Source organism: Chryseobacterium sp. FW101-FHT12H09 (assembly GCF_058790395.1).
Map to the genome: position 1 here is coordinate 1,008,867 of NZ_JBYTCP010000002.1, position 26,639 is coordinate 1,035,505.

The 26,639-nt window shown below is 34.6% G+C and carries 31 protein-coding genes; 27 read left to right on the forward strand and 4 right to left on the reverse strand.

The window, feature by feature from the left end:
* Window positions 1-181 precede the first annotated feature (181 nt).
* From AC3WRL_RS10370 to AC3WRL_RS10455, 18 genes are all read left to right on the forward strand, one after another.
* Entirely contained in the window at window positions 182-1,501 is a 1,320-nt protein-coding gene (locus AC3WRL_RS10370) for a phenylacetate--CoA ligase family protein (RefSeq protein WP_492330225.1), read from the forward strand.
* A complete protein-coding gene (locus AC3WRL_RS10375; protein WP_492330226.1) occupies window positions 1,498-2,583 on the forward strand; it encodes a 2Fe-2S iron-sulfur cluster-binding protein in 1,086 nt (361 codons plus the stop codon). The genes AC3WRL_RS10370 and AC3WRL_RS10375 overlap by 4 nt, the downstream gene beginning before the upstream one ends.
* 76 nt (window positions 2,584-2,659) lie before the next feature.
* On the forward strand, window positions 2,660-3,598 hold the full coding sequence (gene paaA, locus AC3WRL_RS10380) for a 1,2-phenylacetyl-CoA epoxidase subunit PaaA (protein WP_214831252.1): 939 nt from the start codon (window positions 2,660-2,662) through the stop codon (window positions 3,596-3,598).
* A gap of 118 nt (window positions 3,599-3,716) precedes the next feature.
* The gene (paaB, locus tag AC3WRL_RS10385; RefSeq protein WP_214831253.1) at window positions 3,717-3,998 is read left to right on the forward strand and encodes a 1,2-phenylacetyl-CoA epoxidase subunit PaaB; all 282 of its coding nucleotides are present in this window, start codon (window positions 3,717-3,719) and stop codon (window positions 3,996-3,998) included.
* A 1-nt stretch (window position 3,999) separates the two neighbouring features.
* On the forward strand, window positions 4,000-4,749 hold the full coding sequence (gene paaC, locus AC3WRL_RS10390) for a 1,2-phenylacetyl-CoA epoxidase subunit PaaC (RefSeq protein ID WP_492330227.1): 750 nt from the start codon (window positions 4,000-4,002) through the stop codon (window positions 4,747-4,749).
* A 19-nt stretch (window positions 4,750-4,768) separates the two neighbouring features.
* Window positions 4,769-5,233: a 1,2-phenylacetyl-CoA epoxidase subunit PaaD gene (gene paaD / locus AC3WRL_RS10395; protein ID WP_261510998.1), complete on the forward strand. Its 465-nt coding sequence runs from the start codon at window positions 4,769-4,771 to the stop codon at window positions 5,231-5,233.
* 113 nt (window positions 5,234-5,346) lie between these two features.
* Window positions 5,347-6,147 (forward strand): enoyl-CoA hydratase/isomerase family protein, encoded by an 801-nt coding sequence (locus AC3WRL_RS10400; RefSeq protein WP_214831256.1) that lies wholly within the window; start codon window positions 5,347-5,349, stop codon window positions 6,145-6,147.
* Window positions 6,148-6,273: 126 nt separating this feature from the next.
* The gene (locus tag AC3WRL_RS10405; RefSeq protein WP_492330251.1) at window positions 6,274-7,407 is read left to right on the forward strand and encodes a 3-hydroxyacyl-CoA dehydrogenase NAD-binding domain-containing protein; all 1,134 of its coding nucleotides are present in this window, start codon (window positions 6,274-6,276) and stop codon (window positions 7,405-7,407) included.
* 1 nt (window position 7,408) lies between these two features.
* On the forward strand, window positions 7,409-7,726 hold the full coding sequence (locus AC3WRL_RS10410) for a hypothetical protein (RefSeq protein WP_214831257.1): 318 nt from the start codon (window positions 7,409-7,411) through the stop codon (window positions 7,724-7,726).
* Between the two features lie 2 nt (window positions 7,727-7,728).
* Complete coding sequence (locus AC3WRL_RS10415) at window positions 7,729-8,142, forward strand: PaaI family thioesterase (RefSeq protein ID WP_214831258.1); 414 nt, start codon at window positions 7,729-7,731, stop codon at window positions 8,140-8,142.
* 68 nt (window positions 8,143-8,210) lie between these two features.
* The gene (gene pcaF, locus AC3WRL_RS10420; RefSeq protein ID WP_492330228.1) at window positions 8,211-9,416 is read left to right on the forward strand and encodes a 3-oxoadipyl-CoA thiolase; all 1,206 of its coding nucleotides are present in this window, start codon (window positions 8,211-8,213) and stop codon (window positions 9,414-9,416) included.
* A gap of 118 nt (window positions 9,417-9,534) precedes the next feature.
* Window positions 9,535-10,128: an acyltransferase gene (locus AC3WRL_RS10425; RefSeq protein ID WP_492330229.1), complete on the forward strand. Its 594-nt coding sequence runs from the start codon at window positions 9,535-9,537 to the stop codon at window positions 10,126-10,128.
* A gap of 2 nt (window positions 10,129-10,130) precedes the next feature.
* Window positions 10,131-10,958: an alpha/beta hydrolase gene (locus AC3WRL_RS10430; RefSeq protein ID WP_492330230.1), complete on the forward strand. Its 828-nt coding sequence runs from the start codon at window positions 10,131-10,133 to the stop codon at window positions 10,956-10,958.
* Window positions 10,959-11,022: 64 nt separating this feature from the next.
* Window positions 11,023-11,868 (forward strand): aspartyl protease family protein, encoded by an 846-nt coding sequence (locus tag AC3WRL_RS10435; RefSeq protein ID WP_492330231.1) that lies wholly within the window; start codon window positions 11,023-11,025, stop codon window positions 11,866-11,868.
* Window positions 11,869-11,910: 42 nt separating this feature from the next.
* The gene (gene paaZ, locus AC3WRL_RS10440) at window positions 11,911-14,406 is read left to right on the forward strand and encodes a phenylacetic acid degradation bifunctional protein PaaZ (RefSeq protein ID WP_492330232.1); all 2,496 of its coding nucleotides are present in this window, start codon (window positions 11,911-11,913) and stop codon (window positions 14,404-14,406) included.
* 64 nt (window positions 14,407-14,470) lie between these two features.
* Complete coding sequence (locus AC3WRL_RS10445) at window positions 14,471-15,007, forward strand: SMI1/KNR4 family protein (RefSeq protein WP_492330233.1); 537 nt, start codon at window positions 14,471-14,473, stop codon at window positions 15,005-15,007.
* A gap of 42 nt (window positions 15,008-15,049) precedes the next feature.
* Window positions 15,050-15,787, forward strand: a complete 738-nt coding sequence (locus tag AC3WRL_RS10450; RefSeq protein ID WP_492330234.1) for a DUF4241 domain-containing protein — start codon at window positions 15,050-15,052, stop codon at window positions 15,785-15,787.
* Window positions 15,787-16,488 (forward strand): SMUG2 DNA glycosylase family protein, encoded by a 702-nt coding sequence (locus AC3WRL_RS10455; RefSeq protein WP_261511005.1) that lies wholly within the window; start codon window positions 15,787-15,789, stop codon window positions 16,486-16,488. The genes AC3WRL_RS10450 and AC3WRL_RS10455 overlap by 1 nt, the downstream gene beginning before the upstream one ends.
* 96 nt (window positions 16,489-16,584) lie before the next feature.
* On the opposite strand, the gene AC3WRL_RS10460 is transcribed toward AC3WRL_RS10455, so the two are convergent.
* Both AC3WRL_RS10460 and AC3WRL_RS10465 read right to left on the reverse strand, forming a co-directional pair.
* The gene (locus AC3WRL_RS10460) at window positions 16,585-17,406 is read right to left on the reverse strand and encodes a T9SS type A sorting domain-containing protein (protein ID WP_214831267.1); all 822 of its coding nucleotides are present in this window, start codon (window positions 17,404-17,406) and stop codon (window positions 16,585-16,587) included.
* Window positions 17,407-17,441: 35 nt separating this feature from the next.
* A complete protein-coding gene (locus tag AC3WRL_RS10465; protein ID WP_214831268.1) occupies window positions 17,442-17,984 on the reverse strand; it encodes a phage tail protein in 543 nt (180 codons plus the stop codon).
* Between the two features lie 314 nt (window positions 17,985-18,298).
* Here AC3WRL_RS10465 and AC3WRL_RS10470 point away from each other — a divergent pair, with 314 nt between their 5' ends.
* From AC3WRL_RS10470 to AC3WRL_RS10510, 9 genes are all read left to right on the forward strand, one after another.
* Entirely contained in the window at window positions 18,299-19,063 is a 765-nt protein-coding gene (locus tag AC3WRL_RS10470) for an enoyl-CoA hydratase/isomerase family protein (RefSeq protein ID WP_492330235.1), read from the forward strand.
* 121 nt (window positions 19,064-19,184) lie between these two features.
* Entirely contained in the window at window positions 19,185-19,802 is a 618-nt protein-coding gene (locus tag AC3WRL_RS10475; RefSeq protein WP_214831270.1) for a hypothetical protein, read from the forward strand.
* Between the two features lie 56 nt (window positions 19,803-19,858).
* A complete protein-coding gene (locus AC3WRL_RS10480) occupies window positions 19,859-20,149 on the forward strand; it encodes a winged helix-turn-helix domain-containing protein (RefSeq protein ID WP_492330236.1) in 291 nt (96 codons plus the stop codon).
* Between the two features lie 71 nt (window positions 20,150-20,220).
* A complete protein-coding gene (locus AC3WRL_RS10485) occupies window positions 20,221-21,060 on the forward strand; it encodes a metallophosphoesterase (RefSeq protein ID WP_492330237.1) in 840 nt (279 codons plus the stop codon).
* Window positions 21,061-21,066: 6 nt separating this feature from the next.
* Entirely contained in the window at window positions 21,067-21,363 is a 297-nt protein-coding gene (locus AC3WRL_RS10490; RefSeq protein WP_492330238.1) for a hypothetical protein, read from the forward strand.
* A 7-nt stretch (window positions 21,364-21,370) separates the two neighbouring features.
* The gene (locus AC3WRL_RS10495) at window positions 21,371-21,856 is read left to right on the forward strand and encodes a Coq4 family protein (protein WP_492330239.1); all 486 of its coding nucleotides are present in this window, start codon (window positions 21,371-21,373) and stop codon (window positions 21,854-21,856) included.
* 7 nt (window positions 21,857-21,863) lie between these two features.
* Window positions 21,864-23,237, forward strand: a complete 1,374-nt coding sequence (locus AC3WRL_RS10500) for a DUF4153 domain-containing protein (RefSeq protein ID WP_492330240.1) — start codon at window positions 21,864-21,866, stop codon at window positions 23,235-23,237.
* 5 nt (window positions 23,238-23,242) lie between these two features.
* A complete protein-coding gene (locus AC3WRL_RS10505; protein ID WP_214831276.1) occupies window positions 23,243-23,779 on the forward strand; it encodes a hypothetical protein in 537 nt (178 codons plus the stop codon).
* 48 nt (window positions 23,780-23,827) lie between these two features.
* The gene (locus tag AC3WRL_RS10510) at window positions 23,828-24,340 is read left to right on the forward strand and encodes a hypothetical protein (RefSeq protein ID WP_214831277.1); all 513 of its coding nucleotides are present in this window, start codon (window positions 23,828-23,830) and stop codon (window positions 24,338-24,340) included.
* 62 nt (window positions 24,341-24,402) lie between these two features.
* Here the strand turns inward: AC3WRL_RS10510 and AC3WRL_RS10515 are convergent, their stop codons facing one another.
* Entirely contained in the window at window positions 24,403-26,094 is a 1,692-nt protein-coding gene (locus AC3WRL_RS10515) for a S8 family peptidase (protein WP_492330241.1), read from the reverse strand.
* 86 nt (window positions 26,095-26,180) lie between these two features.
* On the reverse strand, window positions 26,181-26,630 hold the full coding sequence (dtd, locus tag AC3WRL_RS10520) for a D-aminoacyl-tRNA deacylase (RefSeq protein ID WP_214831279.1): 450 nt from the start codon (window positions 26,628-26,630) through the stop codon (window positions 26,181-26,183).
* Between the last annotated feature and the right edge of the window lie 9 nt (window positions 26,631-26,639).

A 26,639-nucleotide genomic window follows, 5' to 3' on the forward strand; every position in this document is an offset into this window, starting at 1 on the left:
TCTAAATGACAAGTTAAATGAGAGATTTTATAGGAGATTCAAATATCGTTTATTATTGAAATTCCACACTGTTTTCGGATAAATTATTTAGAACCATTCAAAATATGACGAAAATCATAAAAATTTTGTCAGCTCCCAAAATCTTTTTAAATTTACACCTAACAAATGTTAGTTAGTTTTTATGGATTTTTCAGTTGAATATTTAAAACTCGACCAATTGAGACAGCTCCAATCTGAAAGATTGGTGAATTTGGTCAGTTATCTTGAGGACAGATCGGATTTTTATAGAAAGAAATTTAATGAATTGGGAATATCACCTCAGGGAATAAGGTCAATTGAAGATATTTCAAAACTACCAATTACTTATAAACAGGATTTAAGAGATAACTATCCTTTCGGATTATTTACGGTTCCAAAAAATGAGTTACAAAGAATTCATTGCTCGAGTGGAACAACAGGAAAGCCAACAGTAGTAGGATATACCAAAGAAGATGTTGATCTTTTCAGCGAGGTGGTTGCAAGATCATTAAATGCTGCAGGTGCAAAACCAGGGATGCAATTGCATAATGCATATGGTTATGGAATTTTTACCGGCGGACTTGGGCTTCATTATGGAGCTGAAAAATTAGGAATGAGTGTTCTTCCTATTTCTGGAGGAATGACCACAAGGCAGGTAGATCTAATCATGGACTTTAAACCGGAAGTAATTTGTTGTTCACCATCCTATGCGCTGACAATTGCTGATGAGTTTGCTAAAAGAGGAATTTCTGCAGCGGAGATTAGTTTAAAATATGCTGTTTTAGGATCAGAACCCTGGACGGAAATTATACGACATCATATTGAAGAGAAACTAGGTGTTCATGCAACCAATATTTATGGATTGAGTGAAATTATTGGACCTGGAGTCTCCATGGAAGATTTTGAAGAAAAAGGAGGTTCTTATATCTGGGAAGATCATTTTTATCCGGAAATTTTAGATCCGGTTACAAAGCAGCCGGTTCCTTTTGGAGAAGAAGGGGTTTTAGTGATCACTACCTTAACGAAAAAAGCAATGCCTCTTTTAAGATATTGGACAAATGATATTACAAGTCTTTATTACGATGAGAACGCTAAAAGAAGTATGGTTAAAATGAGACCTCTTCTGGGAAGAGCCGATGATATGCTGATTGTAAGAGGTGTGAATGTATATCCAAGTCAGATAGAAGAAGCTTTTTCACATGTACAGGGAGTGGTTCCGAATTATTATCTTACACCGATTGAAAAAGAACAGATGTGTGTAGCTCTGGATATCGACCTGGAAATTGATGATGATTTTGTGAAATCTGAGCAACTTGAAATAAATACCGATGATTATGTTATTTTTGTCGGAAACTTTGGAAAAAATATAGAAAACGAAATAAAGAAAAGAGTAGGAATTACAACGAAAGTTAGAATTCATGCTCAAGACAGCTTGCCAAAATGCGAGGGTGGAAAAATTAATAGAATACTTAAGAAAAAATGAATTCATTTTATAAACTAAAAACTGTAAAAGTTCAGAAAGATACCGATGAAGCTGTAAACGTTGCGGTAGAAATTCCTGAAGAGTTGAAGGACAAATTCAGATTCAAGCAAGGGCAGTATCTTAACTTCCGGATGATAATTGATGGAAATGAAGAGAGACGTTCTTATTCTATCTGCAATGCTCCAAGTGAAAAAAGCAACACGTTGGAAGTATTGGTAAAACTTTTAGAAGGTGGAAAAGTTTCAGGATATTTTAATGAACATCTTCATATGGATGAACTGCTGGAAGTGATGCCACCAATGGGAGGTTTTAACACCAGCTATCATCCGACGAATACAAAGACCTATGTTGGTCTAGCGGCGGGAAGTGGAATAAGTCCGGTTCTTTCCAATATCAAAGAAAGTCTTTACCAGGAACCTGACAGTAAGGCTTATCTGTTCTATAGTAACAGAAGCATGAATCATGTTATGAAAAAGGGTGAAATAGATAAATTGGTTGAACATTTCAAAGGAAGACTAAGTGTAGTTTATCTTGTAAGTCGTGAAAAACATGAAGATCCAATTTTTGAAGGAAGAATTTCTCCGGAAAAATTAGATCACTTATTTGAAAGATATACGGATATTGATGTTAAAGAGGCTACTTATTTCATCTGTGGACCTGCGGAAATGATCAAAGGAATTTCTGATTATTTAAAGAAAGATAAAAAAGTACCCGCTATTCAGGTTTTATTTGAATACTTCACAGCTCCGGACGATGAAAATTCTGAAGAAATGAGTGATGAGTTCAAGGCGATTGCCAATATAGAAAGTATGGTAACGGTCATTATTGATGACGATGAATATTCATTCCACCTTAATTCTAAAAAAGAGAGTATCTTAGATAAAGCATTGAAAGACAATCTTCCTGTACCTTTTGCTTGTAAGGGAGGAGTTTGTTGTACGTGTAAAGCGGAAGTTTTAGAAGGAGAAGTTTTCATGGAGAAAAATTTCGCGCTTACCGAAGACGAAGTAGCAAGAGGATTTGTTCTTACTTGCCAATGTCACCCTACAACGAATGTGGTGATGCTTAATTATGACGTTTAAATTGTATTAACGATTCATTGTAAAAAGTATTCATGAATACCTAGGTACTTTTTACATTTTACAAAAAACAAAAGATATGGACTTAGAAAAATTTGTTCAATACGTTCACGAAGAGAATAAAGTAGAACCAAAAGATGTAATGCCTGATGATTACAGAAAATTATTGGTTCGTCAGATTTCACAGCATGCACATTCTGAAATTGTTGGGATGCTACCTGAAGCGAACTGGATCTCCAGGGCTCCTTCATTAAGAAGAAAAATGGCTTTGTTGGCTAAAGTTCAGGATGAAGCAGGACATGGTTTATACCTTTATTCTGCAACTGAAACTTTAGGAAACGGAACTATCAGAGCTGACAGAGATGCTACTTATGATGATATGCTTGAAGGGAAAGCGAAATATTCAAGTATTTTCAATTATCCTACCTTAAGTTGGGCAGATATTGGTGCGATCGGTTGGTTGGTAGATGGCGCAGCTATTATGAACCAGGTCATGTTGATGGGAAATTCTTATGGTCCCTATTCAAGAGCAATGGTGAAAATCTGTAAAGAAGAATCTTTCCACCAAAGACAGGGTTATGAGATTTTAATGGCGCTTTGTCGTGGAACAAAACAACAGAAAGAAATGGCGCAGGCTTCTTTAGATCGTTTTTGGTGGCCGGCGTTAATGATGTTCGGACCTAATGATGACAGCTCGCCAAACTCTAAAATTTCAATGAACTATAGGGTAAAGCGTGAGAGTAATGACAGTCTTCGTCAAAGGTTTATCGATGTTACCGTTTCTCAGGCTGAATTCCTTGGATTAACAGTTCCGGATAAAGATTTGAAATGGAATGAAGAAAGAGGTCATTACGATTTCGGAGAGCTTCCATGGGATGAGTTCATGACGATCCTAAAAGGGAATGGACCATGTAACAAGAAAAGATTACAGACGAAGGTAAAGGCTCAGCAGGAAAATCTTTGGGTAAGAGAAGCGGCAGCAGCTTTTGCGGAAAAACAACAAAAAGAAGTAATATAAATAATATAACAATATACCAATGTAAAAATATAACAAATCTATTGTCATTCAGAGCAAAGCGCAGAATCTTCAATTGGTAACAGTTATATGGATGCATTGTTAAATTTATAATTTGACTATGGCAAATTTAGATATGTGGGAAGTGTTTATTCAGACTAAACCGGGTTTATCTCACAAACATGTTGGAATTGTACAGGCACCAACAGCAGAAATGGCTTTGCAAAACGCAAGAGACGTTTATACAAGAAGAAAAGAAGGAACCTCTGTGTGGGTAGTTCCAAGTAAATATATAGTAACTTCAGAAGGAGTTGATAAGGAATCTTTTTTTGATCCTGCAGATGACAAATTATACCGTCACCCAACTTTTTATGATATTCCTAATGACGTAAAAAACATGTAAGATGAGTGCACTATTCAATTATTTATTAAAATTAGCAGACGACAGCTTCATTATGGGACAGAGATTGTCTGCATGGTGTGGTGAGGGTCCGTATTTGGAAGAGGATATTGCATTGACAAACATTGCTTTAGATGAATTAGGTCAGGCCAATAACTTTTACGTTTATGCATCAAGAGTTGCTGATAATGGAAAAAGTGAAGATGATTTGGCGTTTTTAAGATATGAACATGAGTATCTAAATGCACATCTTACAGAACTTCCCAATGAAGATTACGCACAAACGATTCTTAAAGTATATGTTTTTTCTGTATATCAGAAACTAATGTATGAAGCGTTGTCAAGTTCTGCAGATGAAGAACTTTCTGCAATTGCTCAGAAATCTTTTAAAGAAGTTAGATATCATTATACACATACTGCATCTTGGATGAAAATTTTCGCTCAGGGTACAGAAGAAAGTAAAGCCCGTTTGGTGAAAGCGATTGAAAATATCTGGGAATACACAAAAGGGCTATTCGCAAAAGTAGAAGGAGAAGATGATTTAATAGCTTTAAATATCGCTCCGAATGTTGATGAACTATACAACCAGTTTATTGCGATCACGGAAAAAGATTTTCAGGATTTTGGCCTAGAGTATCCAAAGGATCATTTCATGCAGCCAAAATCAAGAACTGGATATCATACAGAATATTTTGGATTCATTCTTTGTGAATTACAATATATGCAGAGAGCTTATCCAGGATGTACTTGGTAAACTATATTAAACTCAGAAATTGAACCAGCTTTTAGATTTATTAAAAACAATCCCAGATCCTGAAATTCCGGTTATTAATATCGTGGAATTAGGGATCGTGCGTGAGGCGAAAGTAACGAGTGAAAATACTTGTGAAGTAATTATTACTCCTACTTATTCGGCTTGCCCCGCTATGTTTACGATTGAAGAAGATATCATGAAAATGATGAAAGAGAATGGTTGGGATGCTAAAGTAGTAACCAAAATGTTTCCGATTTGGACAACGGACTGGTTAACAGATGAAGCAAGAGAAAAGCTTCGTGTTTATGGAATTACACCTCCTGAAAAAGGAGCCGATGAACATCATATTGGGAAACCAAAAAAATGTCCCCGTTGTGGTTCTATGAATTCAAAACAGATCAGCAGATTTGGATCCACACTATGTAAGGCTTCCTATCAATGCTTAGACTGTTTAGAACCTTTTGACTATTTTAAATGCCACTGATTAATGTATTTTTAGTATTATCAATTTAAGTAATGATATACATATAAATCATAGCTTGCTACATTATTTTATATTGTTAAATTAGTGCATTGTTAAATAATAACTTAAAAACTATGTATACACAACTTGATATTGAAACGCATTTTGACGGAAAGCTAAAAATTGCTTACCTGAATCAACCTGATACTATGAATGCGCTTACAAAGCCATCTTTATCAGATTTAAAAGATTTTATTAAATCTTGTAATGAAGATGATACCGTAAGATGTGTGGCGATTTCCGGAAGAGGAAGAGCATTTTGTTCAGGCCAAAATTTAGATGATGCTTTCGTACAGGGTAATGAACACCATGATAACGATATCATTAGAAAAATAGTGGTGGATTATTACAATCCTCTGGTTACAGAAGTAACGCATTGCAAAAAACCTGTTATTGCATTGGTAAATGGACCTGCTGTGGGAGCTGGTGCAATGTTGGCATTAATCTGTGACTTTGTTTTAGCAGTTGATAAATCTTATTTTGCTCAGGCATTTTCAAATATCGGACTGATTCCTGATACAGGTGGAACTTACTTTTTACCTAAGCTACTGGGAAGACAGTTAGCAAATTATTTAGCTTTCACAGGTAAAAAATTATCTGCAGAAGAAGCAAAATCTTACGGACTGGTTGCTGAAGTTTTTAATGAAGAGGAATTTGCTTCGAAATCAATGGAAATTTTAGAAAAAATGGCGAATATGCCAACAGCAGCTATTAAATTAACTAAAAAGGCTTTTGCTCAATCATACAATAACACATTGAAAGAACAGCTTGAATTAGAAGGGGATTTACAGCAGGAAGCAGCAGAAACTGAAGATTTCATAGAAGGTGTAAATGCCTTTTTACAAAAAAGAAAACCTAATTATAAAGGAAGGTAAAAATTTCGTATTAAAGTATTCATGTGAAATGTATTTATGATTCTAGCTTGAATTTTAAATATCAAGATTTAAAGTCTGAATTTTTACATGAATACTTTTTACATAAATACATTGTACAAAAAAGAAATGAATGTAGGAATTATCGGTGCCGGAACTATGGGGATAGGCATCGCACAAGTAGCCGCAACGAACGGGTGCAAAGTTTGGGTATATGACGCCAATCCAAAACAGGTAGAAACGGCAACTGTAGGTTTGGAAAAAACATTAACCAAACTGGTAGATAAGCAGAAAATTTCAGCAGAAAAGATGACTGAAATTTTAACAAATATTTCTATCGCTACAGAATTAAAAGATTTCAAAGACTGTGAATTAGTCATTGAGGCCATTATAGAAAATAAAGAAATCAAAACCAAGGTTTTTACAGAATTAGAAAGTCATGTTTCTGAAAATTGTGTCATTGGTTCCAATACATCATCCATTTCTATCACCTCTCTTGGTGCAGAATTAAAGAAACCTGAGCGTTTCATAGGAATTCATTTTTTCAATCCAGCACCATTAATGCCTTTGGTTGAAATTATTCCCTCTTTATTAACAGAAAAATCTTTAGCAGAGAAAATCTATAACCTCATGAAAGAATGGGGAAAAACACCAGTGATTGCAAAAGATATTCCCGGGTTTATTGTTAACAGAATTGCCAGACCTTATTATGGAGAAGGTTTAAGAATTGTTGAAGAAAATATGGCAACACCGGAACAGGTGGATGATGTCATGAGAACTTTAGGGAACTTTAAAATGGGACCGTTTGAACTAATGGATCTGATTGGTGTTGATGTTAATTTTTCGGTAACAACTACTGTTTACAAAGATTATTTTAATGATCCTAAATACAAACCTTCTTTATTGCAACAGCGTATGTCTGAAGCTAAGCTTCATGGCAGAAAAACAGGAAAGGGCTTCTATGATTATGCTGAAGGAGCAGAGAAACCTGTTGCTCAAAAGGACGATGCATTATATCAACAAATATTTTTACGAATTATTTCTATGTTGATCAATGAAGCAGTTGAGGCAAAAAGATTAGGTGTTGCTAATGATGAAGATATCGAATTGGCAATGCAGAAAGGGGTAAACTATCCGAAAGGATTACTAACCTGGGGAAAAGAAATAGGATATTCAAAAATTTCCGAAACCTTACAAAGTCTTTATGAAGAATATCAGGAAGAAAGATACAGACAAAGCCCACTGTTAAAAAAACTTTTTTAGTTTGGATAATAAGAATCAGATAATAGATTTAGAGGTATTCAGAGTTGAATTGGAACTAAGGCTCCTAAATGAAAAACAATATTTGATTCAGGAACTTTCTTTGATCGAAGATTTTCAGGAAAGACTTGAATTATTAGGAAAATTTAATGATAAATATAAAGAGCTTATAAAAAGAATGGCCAATGAAAATGGGATTGATTTAAAATCTCTTTATCAATCTGGAACTCTTTCGTATGAGCAGATAATTCTTGGTAAAACGATGGGCATTTATGACAAATTAGTGGAAGAATTATATGAAGAAATAACAAGCGTAAATTAAAAATGAATCCGAGACAAGTTGCAGATTATATGCTCGATCAGGATTATTTCTCCCAATGGATGAATATCAAAATGATTGAGGTAAAAGAAAATTATTGTTTAATAGAGATGCCCATCAAAAAAGATATGATTAATGGGCTTAAAACGGTTCATGGAGGGGTTACATTTGCTTTTGCAGATTCCGCATTGGCCTTTTCGTCCAATAATACCGGAGATGCAGCTGTTGCGCTGAACTGTACGATCAATTTTACTAAAGCTGGAAAAGAAGGTGATATATTCAGAGCAGAAAGTAAATTGGTTAACAATACGAGAAGAACAGCGATCTACGATATTTTGATCACCAATCAAAACGAGGAGTTGATTGCAAAATTTGTAGGGACCGTTTATAAAATTGGAAAAAAAGTAACAGAATTATAAAAAGATATGAGACATCAGATGAGCGTTTGTCTAAAATCTGAAGTTAGTATCTAAAAATCTAAATAAAAATGAATAACGTTTACATCATAGATTATATCAGAACTCCTATTTCAAAACTACAGGGAGGTTTATCAGAAGTTAGAGCCGATGATTTGGCAGCAGTGGTTATCAAAGAAATTATTGCCAGAAACCCTGAAGTTCCGGTAGAAGAAATTGAAGATGTTATTTTTGGATGTGCCAATCAGGCAGGAGAAGATAATCGTAACGTAGCAAGAATGGCTCTTTTATTAGCCGGGCTACCTTATAAAATAGGTGGTGAAACCGTAAATAGACTTTGTGCTTCAGGTATGTCGGCTGTTGCCAATGCGTTCAGATCTATTGCTTCTGGTGAGGGAGAAATTTATATCGCTGGCGGAGTAGAACATATGACCCGTTCACCGTATGTAATGTCAAAACCAAGTGCAGCTTTTGGAAGAGATAGCCAGATGTTTGATACCACTTTCGGATGGCGTTTTATCAACCCTAAAATGAAAGAACTATATGGTGTTGATGGAATGGGAGATACTGCTGAGAATCTTGCAGATATGCATAATATCAGTAGAGAGGATCAGGATAAATTTGCGCTTTGGTCTCAACAAAAAGCTACAAAAGCCCAGGAAAGTGGAAGATTGACAGAAGAAATTGTAAAAGTGGAGATTCCACAAAGAAAAGGAGAGGCTAAGATTTTTGATAAGGATGAATTTATTAAACCAACTTCATCTATGGAAGGTTTGGGGAAACTTCGTCCCGCTTTTAGAAAAGAAGGAACTGTAACAGCTGGAAATGCTTCCGGAATGAATGATGGTGCTGCAGCACTTATTTTAGCAAGTGAAGAAGCGGTTCAGAAATATGGTTTAAAACCAAAAGCAAAGATCTTAGGATCAGCTGTAGCCGGTGTTGAGCCAAGAATCATGGGAATTGGTCCTGTAGAAGCTACACAAAAACTATTGAAGAGATTAAATCTTTCATTAGAAGACATAGACATCATTGAATTGAACGAAGCTTTTGCTGCACAAGCTTTAGCAGTAACAAGAAGCTTAGGATTAAAAGATGATGATACAAGAGTGAATCCAAATGGAGGAGCAATTGCCATTGGACATCCACTTGGTGTTTCAGGAGCTAGAATTATTGGTTCAGCTGCTATGGAACTTCAAAAGCAAGATAAAAAATATGCATTATGTACCCTTTGTATCGGTGTCGGTCAGGGATATGCAATGGTTATTGAAAAAATTTAGCTTACTAATGTAATGATCTAACAATGTATCAGTGTAACAATATTGATGTAATGTTGAAATGTTAATATTGTTCACTGGTAAACTGATACATTGTTAAAATAAATTAATTAAAAATACGATGAACATCTATTCATATCATGGGATCCGTCCGGTAATCAAACCATCGGCGTATATTCATCCACAAGCTGTGATTATTGGTAATGTGGAAATTGGCGAAGAAGTTTATATAGGACCCAATGCTGTCATTCGTGGAGATTGGGGTAAGATTATTATAAAAGATGGAGCTAATGTTCAGGAAAACTGTACGTTACATGTATTCCCGAATATTGAAACTATTTTAGAGGAATCTGCTCATATTGGGCATGGCGCGATTATTCATTCCGGGCATATTGGTAAAAATTGCCTTGTTGGAATGAATGCCGTTGTAATGGATAAAGCAGTGATTGGTGATGAGTGCATTATTGGTGCTTTAGCCTTTGTTCCTGCGAACTTTATATGTGGATCAAGAAAGTTGATTGTAGGAAGCCCTGCAAAGATAATACGTGATGTCTCTGATGATATGATCCGTTGGAAAACTGAGGGGACAAAATTATATCAGGAACTAGCCAGAGAAGGCAGGGAAGCTATTCTCCCTTGTGAACCTCTCTCTGAATTTGTAGAACAGACCCCAACCAAAATTGTTGATTACAGCATCTGGGCAGATATTAAATAATTATGATTAAAAAAATTTTTACCCTGTGTAGTATTTTGTTTGCATTTCATTTTGTGGTTTTAGCACAGAATGAAACTGTAAAACCACTTACTATCGGAGAAATTAGGACGGTAAAATCTAAAATATTAAACGAAGAAAGGATTTTAAATATTTACCTTCCTCAGGGTTTTGATAAAACAAAATCGTATCCGGTTATTTATTTGCTGGATGGTAGTATGAATGAAGATTTTATTCACGTTTCAGGATTAGTACAGTTTTTTAATCAGATGTATGCTATGCCCGAAACTGTTGTTGTGGGAATTGCAAATGTAGACCGAAAGAGAGATTTTACATTTCATACCGATTTAAAAGACCTACAAAAAGATTATCCTACAACTGGGCATTCCGATAAATTCATTAGTTTTTTTGAAAAAGAATTAAAACCATACGTAGAAAGTCAATTTAAAACAAGTGATACATATTTGTTTGGACAATCTCTTGGGGGGCTTTTGGCAACTGAAATTTTATTGAAAAAACCTGAAATGTTCAATAATTATTTTATCATCAGTCCAAGTTTATGGTGGGATGATGAAAGCCTTTTAAACCAGGCAAAAGAATTACTTGGCAAATCGTCAGATACAAGAAAGTTCGTTTATATTTCTGTGGGAAAAGGTGAACATCCGGTTATGGTAAAAGATGCGGAGTCTATTTATGATATTCTTAAAAGCTCTGGTAAGAAAAACTGGACCGTAGAATATAAAATGATGGAAGGAGATAATCATGCGACGATTTTGCATCGAAGCTTGTATGAGGGATTAGTAAAATTATTTCCATATAAAGAAACTAAATAAATATTTTCAGCTCAATAAGAAATATTGAGGTAAATGACAACTAACATTAACTCTTGTTTTTATCATGAAAAAACTCCTATTAATCCTAAGCTTGTTTTTGAGTTTTATTTTAAATGCTCAAAATTCTATACCGTTTACACTGAATGAGTATGGACATATTATGATTAAAGTGAAGGTAGATAATGTAGAAGGTAATTTTATTTTTGATACGGGAGCTGGCCTCAATGTTTATTTTGAGAAATTTGCGAAGAAGCTTTCAAAAAAAGAATCTTACAATTTTTTTGTAGGACACAGAGCGACCGGAGAAGCTATAGATTGTCCGCTTTATCGGTCTGAAAATCTTGTAATAGGGAAAAATAATTTCAAAGATCAGACTTATAGTACTTTTGATGTAGATTTTCCCAATATAGATGGCTTGATCTCTCTTCATACATTTCAGAATTTACCAGTGACCATTGATTATGAAAAAAGCGAATTGGTCTTTGGAGATATAAAAAATTCAGACAAGAAAAAATTTATTGATATACAGATAGCCGATGAGGCAGGTAAAGCAATTGATATTTTTACGAATGTAAAAGTAAATAATAAAATCACTATTCAGGTCTCTCTGGATTCTGGATCAGGAAAGGGAGCTTATAGTTTTAGTTCACGCTTTTTAGATGTCTTGGGATTAAATAAAGCTGATTTTAAAACCATAGAGGCAAAGAGTGATTTTAATAATGAAAAATCTAATAAAGTATATAATGGAAGTGTTGCAGAAATTGCGACCGTAAATGGGCTGGCTAAAGTTGAGAATCCTAAAGCTCGTTTTGTGGATGGGCTCATATACGAAGGTATAACAGGTATTGACTGGATTGGAAAAAAGATTACAATCAGTATTCCTGATAAGAAAATATACATTATAAAATAAATAAGACAAAATCTATATTTACAGTAAACTCTGTTTTAAATTATGGAAAAATTAAAGAATTATATCTATGGAGAATGGGTAGAAGGTACCGGAGGCGGTATTCCTTTGTATAATGCTGTTACTGGTGAACAAGTTGCTGTTTCAGATACAGAAGGACTTAATTTTGAACAAGCTCTTGATTTCGGAAGAACGGTAGGCTACAAAAACTTATCCTCCATGACTTTCTATGATAGAGGGGAAATGCTAAAAAAAGTAGCATTATACCTATTAGAAAGGAAGAAGAAATATTACGAATTATCTTACAAAACAGGAGCAACACATATCGATTCATGGGTAGATATAGAGGGAGGTTTTGGTACTTTCTTTACCTATTCGGGATTAGCGAAAAGAATGCTTCCTAATACCCCATTTTGGGTAGATGGAGATACACAGAAAATCTCTGCTAACGGAACTCATTTAGGAACCCATATTTTAACACCTAGTGAAGGAGTCTCTGTGCAGATCAATGCTTACAACTTTCCGGTTTGGGGAATGCTGGAGAAATTATCAACTTCTTTATTGGCGGGAGTTCCATCTATTGTGAAGCCTTCACCTTTTGGTTCTTATTTGACGAATGCTGTATTTCAGGATATGATCGAAAGTGGTGTACTTCCTGAAGGTGCTGTACAATTGGTTTGTGGGGAACCTGGAAATATTCTGGATTATGTTCAGGATGGGGATTCCGTATTATTTACAGGATCTGCCAATACGGGGAGAAAATTAAAATCCTTATCATCTGTTGCTGGAAATGCAGTGCGTTTCAATATGGAGGCTGATTCCCTGAATTGCTCGATTCTTGGATTGGATGCAAAACCTGGAACTCCGGAATTTGATTTATTTATCAAAGAAGTTCGAAATGAGATGACAACCAAAGCCGGACAGAAATGTACCGCAATCAGAAGAATTATTGTTCCTGAGAATTTAATAGGTGATGTTCAGAATGCATTGTCTAAAGCTTTGGATCAGACAAAAATAGGAAACCCTTTAAGCAGGGAAACAAAAATGGGATCTTTAGTTGGAAAACAACAATATGATGAGGTTTTAAGAAAAATAAATATTTTAAAAACTGAAACCGAACTGGTATACGATGGGAAGCATGAGCTTGTAGATGCTGATTATGAAAAAGGTTCATTTATGAGTCCTAAGTTATTCTTAAATGATAAACCTTTCGAAAAGAATATCTCTCATGATGTAGAAGCCTTCGGACCTGTTTCTACATTAATGCCTTACAAAGATGCAGAAGAAGCTGCGGCATTGGCAAAAAGAGGAAAAGGAAGTTTGGTGGGGTCTATTATTTCTAATGATGATCAGTTTGTTGCTGAAACTTCTTGGAAAATGGCTTCTCAGCATGGAAGAATTTATGTGCTGAACAGAGATAATGCTAAAGAAAGTACAGGTCACGGTTCACCACTTCCAACTTTGATGCACGGAGGTCCTGGTAGAGCTGGAGGTGGAGAGGAAATGGGTGGCTTAAGTGGTCTTCATTTCTTCCTTCAAAAAACAGCTATTCAGGGATCACCTGATATCCTGACAGCTATTACTAAAGTATATCAGCAGGGAGCAGAGAAGAAAATGGCGGATAAGCATCCGTTTCAGAAATATTTTGAAGATGTTGAGGTTGGAGATTCACTGGAAACAGCAGGTCGGACAGTTACCGATGCAGATATCGTTAATTTCTCTAATGTTTCATGGGATCACTTCTATGCACATACCGATGCAACAAGTCTTACAGGAACGATCTTTGATAAAACCGTAGCCCATGGATATTTCATTCTTTCTGCAGCAGCAGGATTATTTGTTTCAGGTAAGAAAGGACCGGTAATCGCAAATTATGGATTGGAAAACTGTTCTTTCTTTAAGCCTGTTTATGCTGGAGATACTATTACGGTTTATTTAACAGCGAAAGAAAAAATCAATAGAGGGGTAAAAGGAAGAAACATCCCTTCAGGGGTTGTAAAATGGTTGGTCGAGGTAATCAATCAAAGGGATGAGGTGGTTTGTGTGGCTACAATTTTAACATTGGTTGCAAAAAAATCTCCTTTTATCGATTTAAACCTGAAGAATATTCAAAAAATCTTAAATGGTTTAACTGAAAATACCCAATCAAATTGGGGGAAAATGTCTCCACAACAGATGATTGAACATCTTGAACATGCAGTTTTGGTAAGTTTAGGCGAACCAGAAGCTGAAAAATGTTTCACACCAGAGGAGCAATTGGAAAAATGGCAGGATTCTTTATACAATCACAGAAAAATGCCGAAAGATTTTCCAGCACCTTTCCTGGCTGAAGATGAGACTTTGTTAGATTTACGTCATAAAAATCTTGAAATTGCTAAGCAGTCTTTCATGGATAACTTGAAAAGATTCTCAATTTACTACAAAGAAAATCCACAGGCAGAACATGCTAATTTTGTGTTTGGGAAGCTTAATAAAGAAATGTGGGAACTGATGCATAAAAAACATTTTACACATCACTTTGAACAGTTTGGATTAATTTAATTCAAAATAAATAATGATATTTGAGGGAGCTTTATTGGCTCCCTTTTTTAATCAACAAAATACTATGGAATTAAAATTTTTTAAGGATTTCGATTTTACCGATTTTTGGGATAATGATGACTATTCCATAAAAGAATATATAGAAATTTTTCCTAATGATGAATTAATTACATCTATTGAGCTAGACTTAGGATATAGATTACCAGACTCTTACATCGAGCTCATGAAATTTCAAAATGGAGGAATGCCAAAAAAGAACTGCTTTCCGACTTCCGAAAGCACTTCCTGGGCTGAGGATCACGTTGCAATTACTGGAATTATGGGAATCGGAAGAAATAAACAGTATTCTATTTGTGGAGCGTTGGGAAGCCAATTTATGATTGCCGAATGGGAGTATCCTGATGATGGGGTTTATATTTGTGATTGTCCTTCCGCTGGACATGATATGATTCTACTGGATTATTCAAAATGTGGTAAAAAGGGCGAGCCGGAAGTGGTGCATGTAGATCAGGAAAATGATTACAAAAAAACATTTCTTGCAAAAGATTTTGAAACTTTCATTAAAGGCCTAAAAGATGAAGAAGAATTTGATTACAATTAAATAAGGCTGTAATTTTAAGACTTAATTCAAAATATAAAAATAATGAATGAAAGCTGGATGCAAAAGTGGGATGAGGTAAAAGACAGTCTTGTTTGTCCCACAGATTTGGAAACCTATTTTACTTCTGGTGATATTTTAGGCCAGGAAATGGAAGTGATGAATATTGGGGATGTTTCTCTTCCTTCTGGAAAAGTTATTGTAAGAGATCCTTTAGTTTATCTTAACGCTGGGGAAAAACCTTATTTTATTGAAGTTCCGAAAGGAAATTTTCCAGTGCAGATAGCGGTAGTGAAATCTGAAGAATGGGGCGATCGATATGCAGTTGCGAAAGTAGGTTTTACAGATAATAATCCGGTAATTTACCGGGAAGCTTTAATTGGACATGAAGAATTAGAAGGAGTAGGGGAAGGAGAGTATTTCGGGTTTTCTGTAGATGCGGGACTTGCCTGTATTACGGATGCAGAAGTGATTCCATACTTTGATAAGTTCCTTACAGAAATTAATGTGGAGAATATCTACGACGATTACTTTGCAGGAATTTTTGCACAAAGTTTCAAGGATAATCCCAAAAATCAAAGAGATCTGGGAGATTGGATAAACTGGACGATTCCTAATACCAGCTATCAAATACCAATGTTTGCAAGTGGATTTGGTGATGGAGCTTATCCTGTTTATTTTGCCTATGATGCTAATGATCAGATCTGTGGATTGTATATTCAGTTTATTGATATTGAATTAGCTCTTTCTGATGATGGTGAGGAAGAAGATGAAGAATTATAATGGAAGATCATACTTTTGCAGATAAAGTAGTTGAGTTCAACAAGAATCTTCATTATAATGGAGCGCTACCTGATCGTTTTCAGGTATTGAACCCATATTTTGATAATCCTGAAACAATGGATGTTATGCAGCAGTTTTATCATAAATATTATGATGATTCCATTCAAAGGAAATTTATGATAGGAATTAATCCTAGCCGTCATGGAGCGGGAGTAACCGGAGTTCCATTTACAGATACAAAACGATTGGAAAGTATTTGTGGAATATCAATGAAATCAGCTCATACTCATGAAGTATCTTCAGTATTTATGTATGATATGATTGAGCAGTATGGTGGTGCCGGGAAGTTTTATAAAGATTATTATATCAATTCTCCTTTTCCTTTGGCAATCGTAAGAAGATCAAAAAGTGGATGGCTAAATGCCAATTACTATGATGATAAAGAACTTTTTGAAGATGTAAAAGACTTTATGATCAATACTTTGAAAAAACATATCAGTTTAAATATTGATACTTCAGAAGTTTTTATCCTTGGGAAAAAGAATGCAGATTTTATTTCAAAACTTAATAAAGAAGCTCAACTCTTTGATAAAATGACGGTTCTGGAACATCCCAGATATATACAGCAGTATAGACTGAAAGAAAAACAAATATATATTGATAAATATATCTTAGCATTAAAAAATAAATCCCTTGAATAGTTCAAGGGATTTATCATTTGTGAATTAGAATCTTCTTTACGGTACAATGATAGCTTATGAAAAGTTTTCATGGTTATTAGTTTCTATTTCTGTAAGCTATTTTTTTATGATCTTATATGATCCAAAAGAAGTTTTGATTAGATATGCTCCTGATGGGAGCTCAGAAATATCTGCATCGGTTACTCCTTTTTTAATATCTATGTTTTTTACCAACTTACCTTCCTGACTGTATATTTCAGCTGTGGAATTTTCGTCAGTTTTTATAGAAAAAGCTCCAGTTGTTGGGTTCGGATAAATACTTACTTTCTCCGCTGTGGTTTTTACTTCATTAGTAGCTAATACAATTCCTGTGTCTTTTACCCAGGTAAAGGCGTCAAGATCGGCATAGGTATATAAACCACCCAAGGTGATCTGAAGTTCATCAATAATAATGTTTGAATAATTCTGTCCGTTCAGATTTGTTAAATCTATTAAAGTATGTCCATTAGTAGCCCCTAGAGACGTTGCAAAACCGGAAGTTTTGGTTTGAGTAAACTTTGTTACTCCACTCAATTTACCAGTTACAGTAAGATCTCCAATAACGGTTTGATTTAAAGCGTTGTTTGAAAGGAAAACCCAGAATCTGTTTACCTTAAACAAATTTGAAGTTGTTTTGATGCTGAAAGAAGCTCCTGGAGCTACAGAACCGGAATTGTCAATGTATCTGTTATCAACAGTTGTTCCGTTCCAACCGGTTCCCGGATAATTGGCTTGTATATCAAATGTTGAGACATGGGATATGATATTAAATATAACTCCGTTGTCAGTAAAGCTACTGCTGCCGTTAGATTCGGTTTCGAATGCTTCTGTACTTGTCTGCCCAAAAGAAAAAATAGAAATGAGCAGGCTACAGATCAATAAAAAAGTAGTGCTTTTCATAATTTTAGTATTTAGATTAGTGTAATTGTTGAATTTTAATCTCTTGGAGGGTATATTCCTGCAACACAGATAATATAATTCAGCCCAAGAAAAGGCGGCATATTATTAACAGGAAGGTTTTGTCCCATATAAGAGATTGATTGAGGATTGATTACAGTGTCTGGACTGTCATTTACATAACTAGGTACTGCGTTGAAATCTCTTCCGACCTGTGTTCCTGTTATTGCAATAGCCGATGATGATGTTGGAGTTGATGAATTGGCGTTTTTGTTGGCCACTTTCAACTGGAACCCTATCATGCTTGGCATGTTTTGTTGTTGCAGGGTTGTGGTATCACTCCCCGCTATAATACCTATTGGATAAGATTTACCACTTGCGCTACCTGCTCCTAATGCCATACGTCCAATTAAGTTTGGTAAAGCAAAGGTAGTTACTCCATCTCCGCCATATGTTGTTCCTAACAAAGAAAATAAAGCGCTGTTATTTGAGATGCTTAGCAGTCTTCCATCGCAGAGCATCCAATTTCTTGGTGCAAAATTTCCTGCAAATAGTTTTACTATGCCCATGTATTCTTCCATAATAATAAGTTTTTTAGGTTTTTAATTTTTTCTATTCTTTTTTGGCTTTTAAAAGCAGTTCTGAATAGTTTGTATTTTAATATCCCAAAGGAACAATATATATGAGTTTGCGGGTAGAGTAGAAAGTACCAAATTAAGGACTCCGTATTTTTACGTATTACTATTTCTATAAAAAATAAATGATAAAAACTGACATTGTATTTATAGTAAATTTACAACAAATAAAAAAGACGAAATACTTAATTTGTATAGGTTTAATTTTCGTTAAAAGCCTGTAATTACTATTTTTGTATTTATCCAATATAAATTTAAAAATGAACGAATTCGTAATATCAGAGCTTAAAAATAATATCGCCGAAATCACTTTCGGAACACCTAAAAGTAATGCACTTCCCGGAGCTATTTTGGAAAAGTTGGCCCAGACCATTTTAGATGAAGGAGCAAAGGGTGAGGTGAAAGCTATTCTTGTAAAAAGTGAAGGTGAAAAAGCTTTCTGTGCAGGGGCAAGCTTTGATGAACTTTTGGCAATTGAAGAACTTGACGCTTCTACAAAATTCTTTGGAGGTTTTGCTAAAGTTTTAAATGCGATGAGAAATTGTGGTAAAATAGTTGTGGTAAGGGTACAGGGGAAAACAACAGGTGGTGGAGTAGGTATCGCTTGTGGAGCTGATTATTGTTTCGCAACGAAAGATTCCGCACTGGCTTTAACTGAGATTAATTTAGGAATTGGCCCCTTTGTTATTGGTCCATATGTAGAAAGGAAAATCGGAAAATCCCAATTCTCTGCAATGGCTATTGATGCTGATTTCAGAACTGCAGAATGGGCTGAACAGCATAATGTATACCATTCAGTTTCAGACAATATTGATGAGATGGATTTAAAACTGAATAAATTTCTACAAACTCTCGCATCAAGAAGTAGTGATGCTTTAGCTTTAATTAAAAAAGTATCTTGGGAGGGAACAGATCATTTTAATGAACTTATGCCTGCGAGAATTCATATGAGTGCAAGTTTGATTTTAGAAGATTCTGCAAAGAAAAATATTGAATCTATCAAAGAAAGATTAAGAGCAAAATAAGTATTTGTTATCATAAATAAAAAACCGTTGATTGTGGTCGACGGTTTTTTATTTGAAATTTATTAAATAATATTTTGGAGATTAAAAATAAATCATAACTTTGTATTTCAAAGTTCTTTATATGGATTCAAAAAACTATCACGAAGATCTATCTCATATCCGTTCCATGATGGAGAGATCTTCAAGATTTATTTCATTGAGTGGATTGTCTGGAGTTGTTGCTGGTTTAGCGGCACTAATTGGTGCAGGCTATGTTTATTTTGTTCTTAAAAGAAATGGAATTGACTATTTCGAAGGGGATCGAAACATATACAGTATGGCTTTGGTTAAAGAATTGGTGATTATCGGAACTTTGATTTTATTTGCTGCCATATTAAGCGGATATATTTTTACTGCTAATAAAAGTAAAAAGAAGGGTCTTAAAATATGGGATGGCACTACCAAACGTCTATTAATAACTTTTTGCGTCCCTTTAATAACGGGTGGTGTCTTCTGTCTTGCTCTTCTCTTTCATCATCTTTTTGTATGGATTGCACCAGCTACTTTGATTTTTTATGGGCTGGCTTTGGTGAGCGCTGAAAGATATACTTTGACTGATGTAAAATACTTGGGATATTGTCAAATCATTTTAGGATTGATCTCATTATTTTTTCTGGGATGGGGACTGCTTTTCTGGACCGTGGGTTTTGGTATTCTGCATATAGTATATGGATTAATTATGCATAAGAAATATAAATAAAAATATAAATTTGCGGTTCGAAAAAAACTAAACCCTGCAACCTGATAACTGAAATTATGATTAAAATAAATCAGCTCAATAAAGAATTCGAAAGTCGCGTAAGACTAGGCATTATGTCTGTCCTTATGGTCAACGACTGGGTTGATTTCTCAGAAATGAAAAGTTTATTGGAAATTACAGATGGTAATTTAGCGAGTCATAGTAATGCGTTAGAAAAAGCTGGATATATAGAGGTGAAGAAAGAATTTGTAGGAAAAAAACCAAAAACATCATACAGGGTGACCCAAAATGGAAGACTGGCTTTCACAGAACATTTGAATGCACTGGAAAAATTAATAGGACGTTAGACACATATATTTTTTTACAAATTTACTTTGTATTTCAAAGTTCTTTGTTAAAATAAATTTAAAAAATATCAATGACAAGAAAAACATTTTTAAAAAGACTTATGCAGGCTTCAGTAATCGGGGCATTCCCAGCATTGTATTCGTGGCAGGTAGAACCTTTTTGGGTAGAATTTGTTGAAAGAAAACTTCCGATTAAAAACTTACCCGAAGCACTGGAAGGCAAAATATTAATGCAGATTTCAGATTTACATGTGGGAAATCGCTTTGACTGGAAATTTCTTATTGAATCTTTTGAAAAAGCACGACCGTTCAAACCTGACTTTGTAGTCTATACCGGGGATTTTGTGAACCACGGAACTTTACAGGAACAAAATGATTTAAGAGTGGTAATGGAGAACGCTGTTTATGGCAGTTTAGGAACTTTTGGGATTTTAGGAAACCATGATTATGGACCGACCTGGAATGATATAGGGCTTTCACGAAGTATCTGTGGGGTTTTAAATGATTTTGGAATTGAGATGCTTAATAATGAACAACGAGAAAAGAACGGTCTTAATTTTATCGGATTTGAAGATCTTACTTCTCCCAATTTCGATCCAATGCAGGTAATGAAAGATCATGACCCTTTAAAAGCTAACCTTGTTCTCTGCCATAATCCTGATGTATGCGACAAAGATATCTGGAATAATTACAAAGGCTGGATTTTAAGTGGACATACCCATGGAGGTCAATGTCGGATTCCCGGGGTGATTACTCCTATACTTCCCGTGAAAAATAAAAAATATGTCTCTGGAGAAATCAATTTAAAAGATGGAAGGATGCTTTATATCAATCGGGCTATTGGACATTCTTACCAGGTTCGTTTTATGGTTCGCCCGGAAATTACAGTTTTTACTTTAACAAATTCTTAGTGTAATATGAATAATAAACAAATTTTAAACATTGGAAAATATGTGTTCGGATCTTCATTTTTATTCGGAAATATATGTCTTTTCGGATATCTCATAACCAGAGTTGATCTATTCGCAGTGAGTGGTTTTATGTTGCTTATTTTTGGATCCGTTCTTAATCTTTTAGTGATATTGGGATTGTTGATTTATGGCTTTGCCTATAAATCTAAACTTAACACTTGTTTACAGGCAACGAGTATACTCCTGGCCAATATTCCTATGGCTATCCTTTACACAGTCACTGGACTCAGTCTATTAAAATAATCAAAGTATGAAAAAATTACGTGTTCGCTTTTTACTCTTTGTGTATGATAAAACTCAAAAATTGTACAGAAAGTATTTTAAGAAAAAGAAAAGGCAATGGCAGTTTAATGAGCAACAACTGCTTAGCTTCAGTGAGGATTCTTTAGGAAGAAAGCTGGGTGAGTTTTATAAACGTCATGGATTTACAATGATCCCAAAAATGGAAAATCATGATGTACATCATCTTATTACTGGATGTGGAACCAACTTTGAAGATGAAATTGCGATGCAATTCCTACTTCTAGGAAACGGAAAGATCAATGCTCACCTTTTGGCAGCAATTGTATTAGGAACATTGATATTACCGGAATATTCTAAAATGTACCTGCAGGCATATAAAAAAGGCAAGAATATGAGGCCTTTTCACCATTGGGATTTTGAAGCTTTATTGTGGCAAAACTTCGAAAATCTGAAAGATTTCATTCAACAAAAAAATATAATAACCCATTATTAATTACATCATGAAAACACATCATTATATATTACTTACAACTGCCTTCTTCATCATTCTGTTTTATGATGAAAATGTAGGACTAAACCTAGGTATTTTAGGAATTATTTATTCTGTACTTACCTGGCATAAAACACCTGAAAGAAACAAGACAAAAGTTTTTTATACCTTGGTTCTTACAAGTGTCCTTTCTTCTGTAGCATTTGCCTGGTATGGAGATTTTCCTTCATTTTTGGCAGTTGTAAGTTCCCTTTTACTTTTATCCTATAGATCTAAAAATAAAAGGATGAAAACTCTTTTACTAATTCCTGTTTTTGTAGTGAATTGCTTTACATTTTTCTGTCGGTTTTTTAGTTTTGATCAGTGGCTCCCAAAAAGGAATATTTCCAGGTTATGGCAGAAGCTGTTTGCATTTATTCTTATTCCTACAATATTAATAGCTATTTTCTTTGGAATTTATTCTGTGGGGAGTGATCATTTTGCCAATCTCTTTACCAACATTGAATTAGATGTCAACTTTTGGCAGTTATTCTGTATTACAATTTTAGGGACATTTATTGCCTTTAATTATTGGACCTATACGGTTGAAAAACTTATCTACAAACAAAACCATGTTTTAGATAATACTTTTCATGAGAAAGATAAAACAGTAAAATCAAGCTACTCTTTTCTGGACCTAGATGCCGAAAGAATGAGTGGAGTGATCTCCTTTTTCTCATTAAATGTTCTGCTGATTTTTTTTATAATTACCTATAATTACGAACAGTTTTATGAGGTGGCAAAGACCCCTAGCCAACTTTCAGAAGAAACACATGAAAGGGTAAATGCTGTGATCATGTCGATCATTATGGCAATACTGGTGATCATGTTTTACTTTAAATCCAGTTTCAACTTTGATCCAAAAGCAGGATTATTGAAAACTCTGGCTAAGATTTGGATATTGCTGAATGCTGTATTGATCATCTCTGCAATGATAAAAAATTCAGAATATATTATTAATTACGGTTTTACTTATAAAAGGCTTGGAGTTTATGGATTCTTGATCTTGGCATTGATTGGCCTGATAATGACCTTTATTAAAATTCAAGGGAAAAAAAGAAATGCATTCTTATTTAATACAATGACCTGGTATTTTTATGGAACAATTTTGGCTTGTAGTTATATCAATTGGGGTGGTTTTATAACTTTCCAAAACATGAAACGAAATGATTTTGTGGTTAATTATCATGTAAAATCCATTAATTTCAGTGATAAAAAGTTACTGGAATATGCCGAAGAAAAAAATGATAAAAATTTAAAAAAACAAATTATTAGTAAAGTAGAAAAAGAGAAGTCACCAACCTTTCTTTCAAAAATTCTTTACTATGAAACATTAAAAGAATAGTTATTATGAAAAAGTCCTTATTGCTGATCCCACTGATTATTATTTCTTGTAAAAAAGAAGCAAATACTGAAACAGCGAACAAAGATTCGATCATGGTTAGCGAGCAGCCTCATCCCGAATCATCAGTAGATTCTGTTGCGCTAAGACAAAAAGATTCGCTTATTAATAATTCTCCCGTCACTAAACATGTTTTAAAAAAAGGCGTGATGAGAAGTGAAAAAGAAGGTCAGATTATAAGAACTGCTGATGCGTCCCAACTTCCCTTTACTGTAGGAGAACAATTTACAAAAGATGGGCAGGAGTTGATATTAAAGATTACTAATTATAATAAAGCTGACCTTAAAGCCTTTATTTCTACTAAAGAGAAAGATTTTAACATTAGGTTTAATCAAATAAAACTGCCAAACGGAGATTATGATGGACCCTTTGGAAGAGATATTTTTTATCAGGTTGCAGGAAGAGGAGAGATTTGGTTAATTATTGGAAAAAGTAATATGGCATCAGGAAACACAAAAGGAAGTTTCTCTGTAAGTGTAGAATGATCTTTGGTATAGTTTCTGTAATGTATCCATTATTAAGATTTACTAATTATGAAAAATATATTTTTAACGGCAATAGTAGCTTCAGCTGCTCTTGTTAGTTGTGGAACAGTACAGTCATTGGTTCAGAATACATTCCCTTATACAGCAAATGTTTTAGTATCCACAGGAGTACCTGCAGACAAAGAAGTATCTTCTACTGCTACAGCTTCCAATGTGCAGACCTGGTTTGGTGGAAATAACAATGCGAAAATAAAAGACGTGAGATTAGCAGATGCGAAAATTTCTGTAGTTTCTCCGGCAGGTGGAAATTTAAGCGCTTTAAAAAGCGTTAAAGTATACATTTCTTCAACAGGTACAGGAGAAAGATTAGTGGCTTCCCGTACCAATATTTCTTCAAACAGCTCAAGTCTGAATCTGGATCTGGATAATAACGGATTTCTAGATGAAGTAGTAAAGAGTAACGGAGTAACCGTAAGAACAGTTTATGAGCTGAAAAATCAGACCAGTTCAGATATGAACTTAAAGGTAGCACTTAATTTCAGCAGTATACCTGCGAAATAGTTTTTATAAAAGTTTATTAAAAAAACGTCTCTCAAAAAATGGGAGACGTTTTTAATGATAGTTTATTGTTTAATGAATTTTTCTACAACTCTCCTTTGTCCATCAGTAGAGTGAATGAGATAGTTGCCTTTTGGAAGATTTGATATATCAATTTTTTTATCCGTTAAAATAGTTCCTTTTGATACCAACTGTCCCATCATATTAAAGATTTCAAAATTGACCTCTTTATCCTCAGAATTTCTAATCGAAATAAAATTTGATGCAGGATTAGGATATATTTCAACTTTTAAAGGACTTAATGTCATGGTCTTTGATGAAAGCGTAGTACGGCTGCTTTCTAAATATTCTATAGCAGCCTTGATATTTGGAAGAGGGCCGATTTTTGTCGTCAGATTACCACCTTGAGGTATTCCTGTACTAATAAGGATATTTCTCATTTCGGAAGGACTAAGGTACTGTCCGGTTTGTTGGAAATTAAAAGATTGTATCAGTATTGCAGCAGAAGCAACGATGGGTGTTGCTGAACTTGTTCCGTTAAAGAGAGTGTATGTTCTGTTATTGTCATTGTCATATTTAGCCCAAGAACCATAACCCGCGGCTAGAACATTTTGACCCCAACCCTGTACATTTACTCTTGAACCATACGTGCTGAAGCTTAATCTGGAATGTTGAGATGTATCCGAGCCGGCTCCGACAACAATCGCACCACTATTTCCCCTTGCATTGTAAGCCGAATAAAAGGAATTATCCAGATTTTCATTTCCATTTCCTGCAGCGGCTATGATAATAATTCCTGAATCAGTTGCTGCTTTTGTCAGATCCCAGACAACATTATTATATTCAGCAAGAACATAATTGGAATTCTGTCCTCCAGTTTGCATTTCATATAAAATAATGTCTCCAGCCTGAGACGCATTTATTGAACGTGTAACAGCAGCCACTCTATTGTATGAATTTGTAGTCCATTCCAGAAAACCCTTCATTTCTGTTGCGTTATATGCTGTCCCCGAAAGTCCGATATTATCTTTTGCTGAACCAAGGATACTCATCACAGCAGTTCCGTGGTCAAGATAACTATAATAAGAACTGTTAGGATCCGTTAATGATGAATTGGGTAAAACTCCGGATTCATATTGAATTGCATTTCGGGTAACAAGCATTTCATGAGGTTTGTGGAAGCCATATTCCACATCACGGATTCTTACATTTTGACCTGTAATTCCTCTTGACCACGCATAATTTACATTGATCCCTGGATTACCAAGTAAATAATTCTGAGAGGTTTCCAGATTTGGAGTGGCAACAAAGGTTTTGGTAAATGGAGGAGTTATAGGTTCATTGCTTAGTATAGAAGCATATTCCACTTCCGGGAACCTTTCGAAATCTCGTGCCAGCCTTACCATATTATCATTATCTTTTATAGGGCTCTCAACCTTATAAATCCGTTTCAGCTTTTCAATGGACTCGCCTGATTTTTTATACTTTTTACTGGCTTCAATCATTTCATTCAGTTTCTTATCACTGAAACCAAGCTCATCAACAAATGACAGTTCATTTTTTTGGACAAATTCCTTCAGGGAAGGATTCTTATTTAACACCGCATTAATAAGGTCATTTGGATGACTGGTTTTAGAAAAACAAACATAGAGTGAATGTGATTTCGAATTTTTTTCAAGCTGAAACTGCCCTTTTCTGTTCTGTCCGAAAGATAGCACAAAGCAGAAAATCAATAAAAGAAAGATTTTTGTTTTCATAGTATTTTGTATTAAAATTCAATATTTGGTGAAATAAATTTATTAAATTCTATTGATATTTTAATATTTTTTATGAAATTTATAATCTATGATTTCGTTTGACTGTCCATTACAATTGTTACAGGTCCGTCATTGATGAGAGAAACCTTCATATCAGCGGCAAAAATCCCACTTTCTGTTTTTAATCCGGACTTTGCAATCTCCTCTTTAAAATAGTCAAAAAGAGGAATTGCTTTATCTGGCTTTGCAGCCTTTATAAATGATGGGCGGTTTCCTTTCTTATAATCTGCGATTAACGTAAACTGGCTTATACAAAGAATTTCTCCTGAAATATCTTTTATTGAAAGGTTAAGCTTTTCGTCTGCATCGGCAAAAACTCTGAGATTGAGTATTTTCTGAACCAGCCAGTCTGCATCTGTTTGTTCATCATTTTCATCTATACCAATGAGAAGCATAAAGCCACTTCCAATTTCACCTACGATCTTTCCATCTACTTTTACATGAGCTTCAGAAACCCTCTGTATAACGACTTTCATAATTTAATT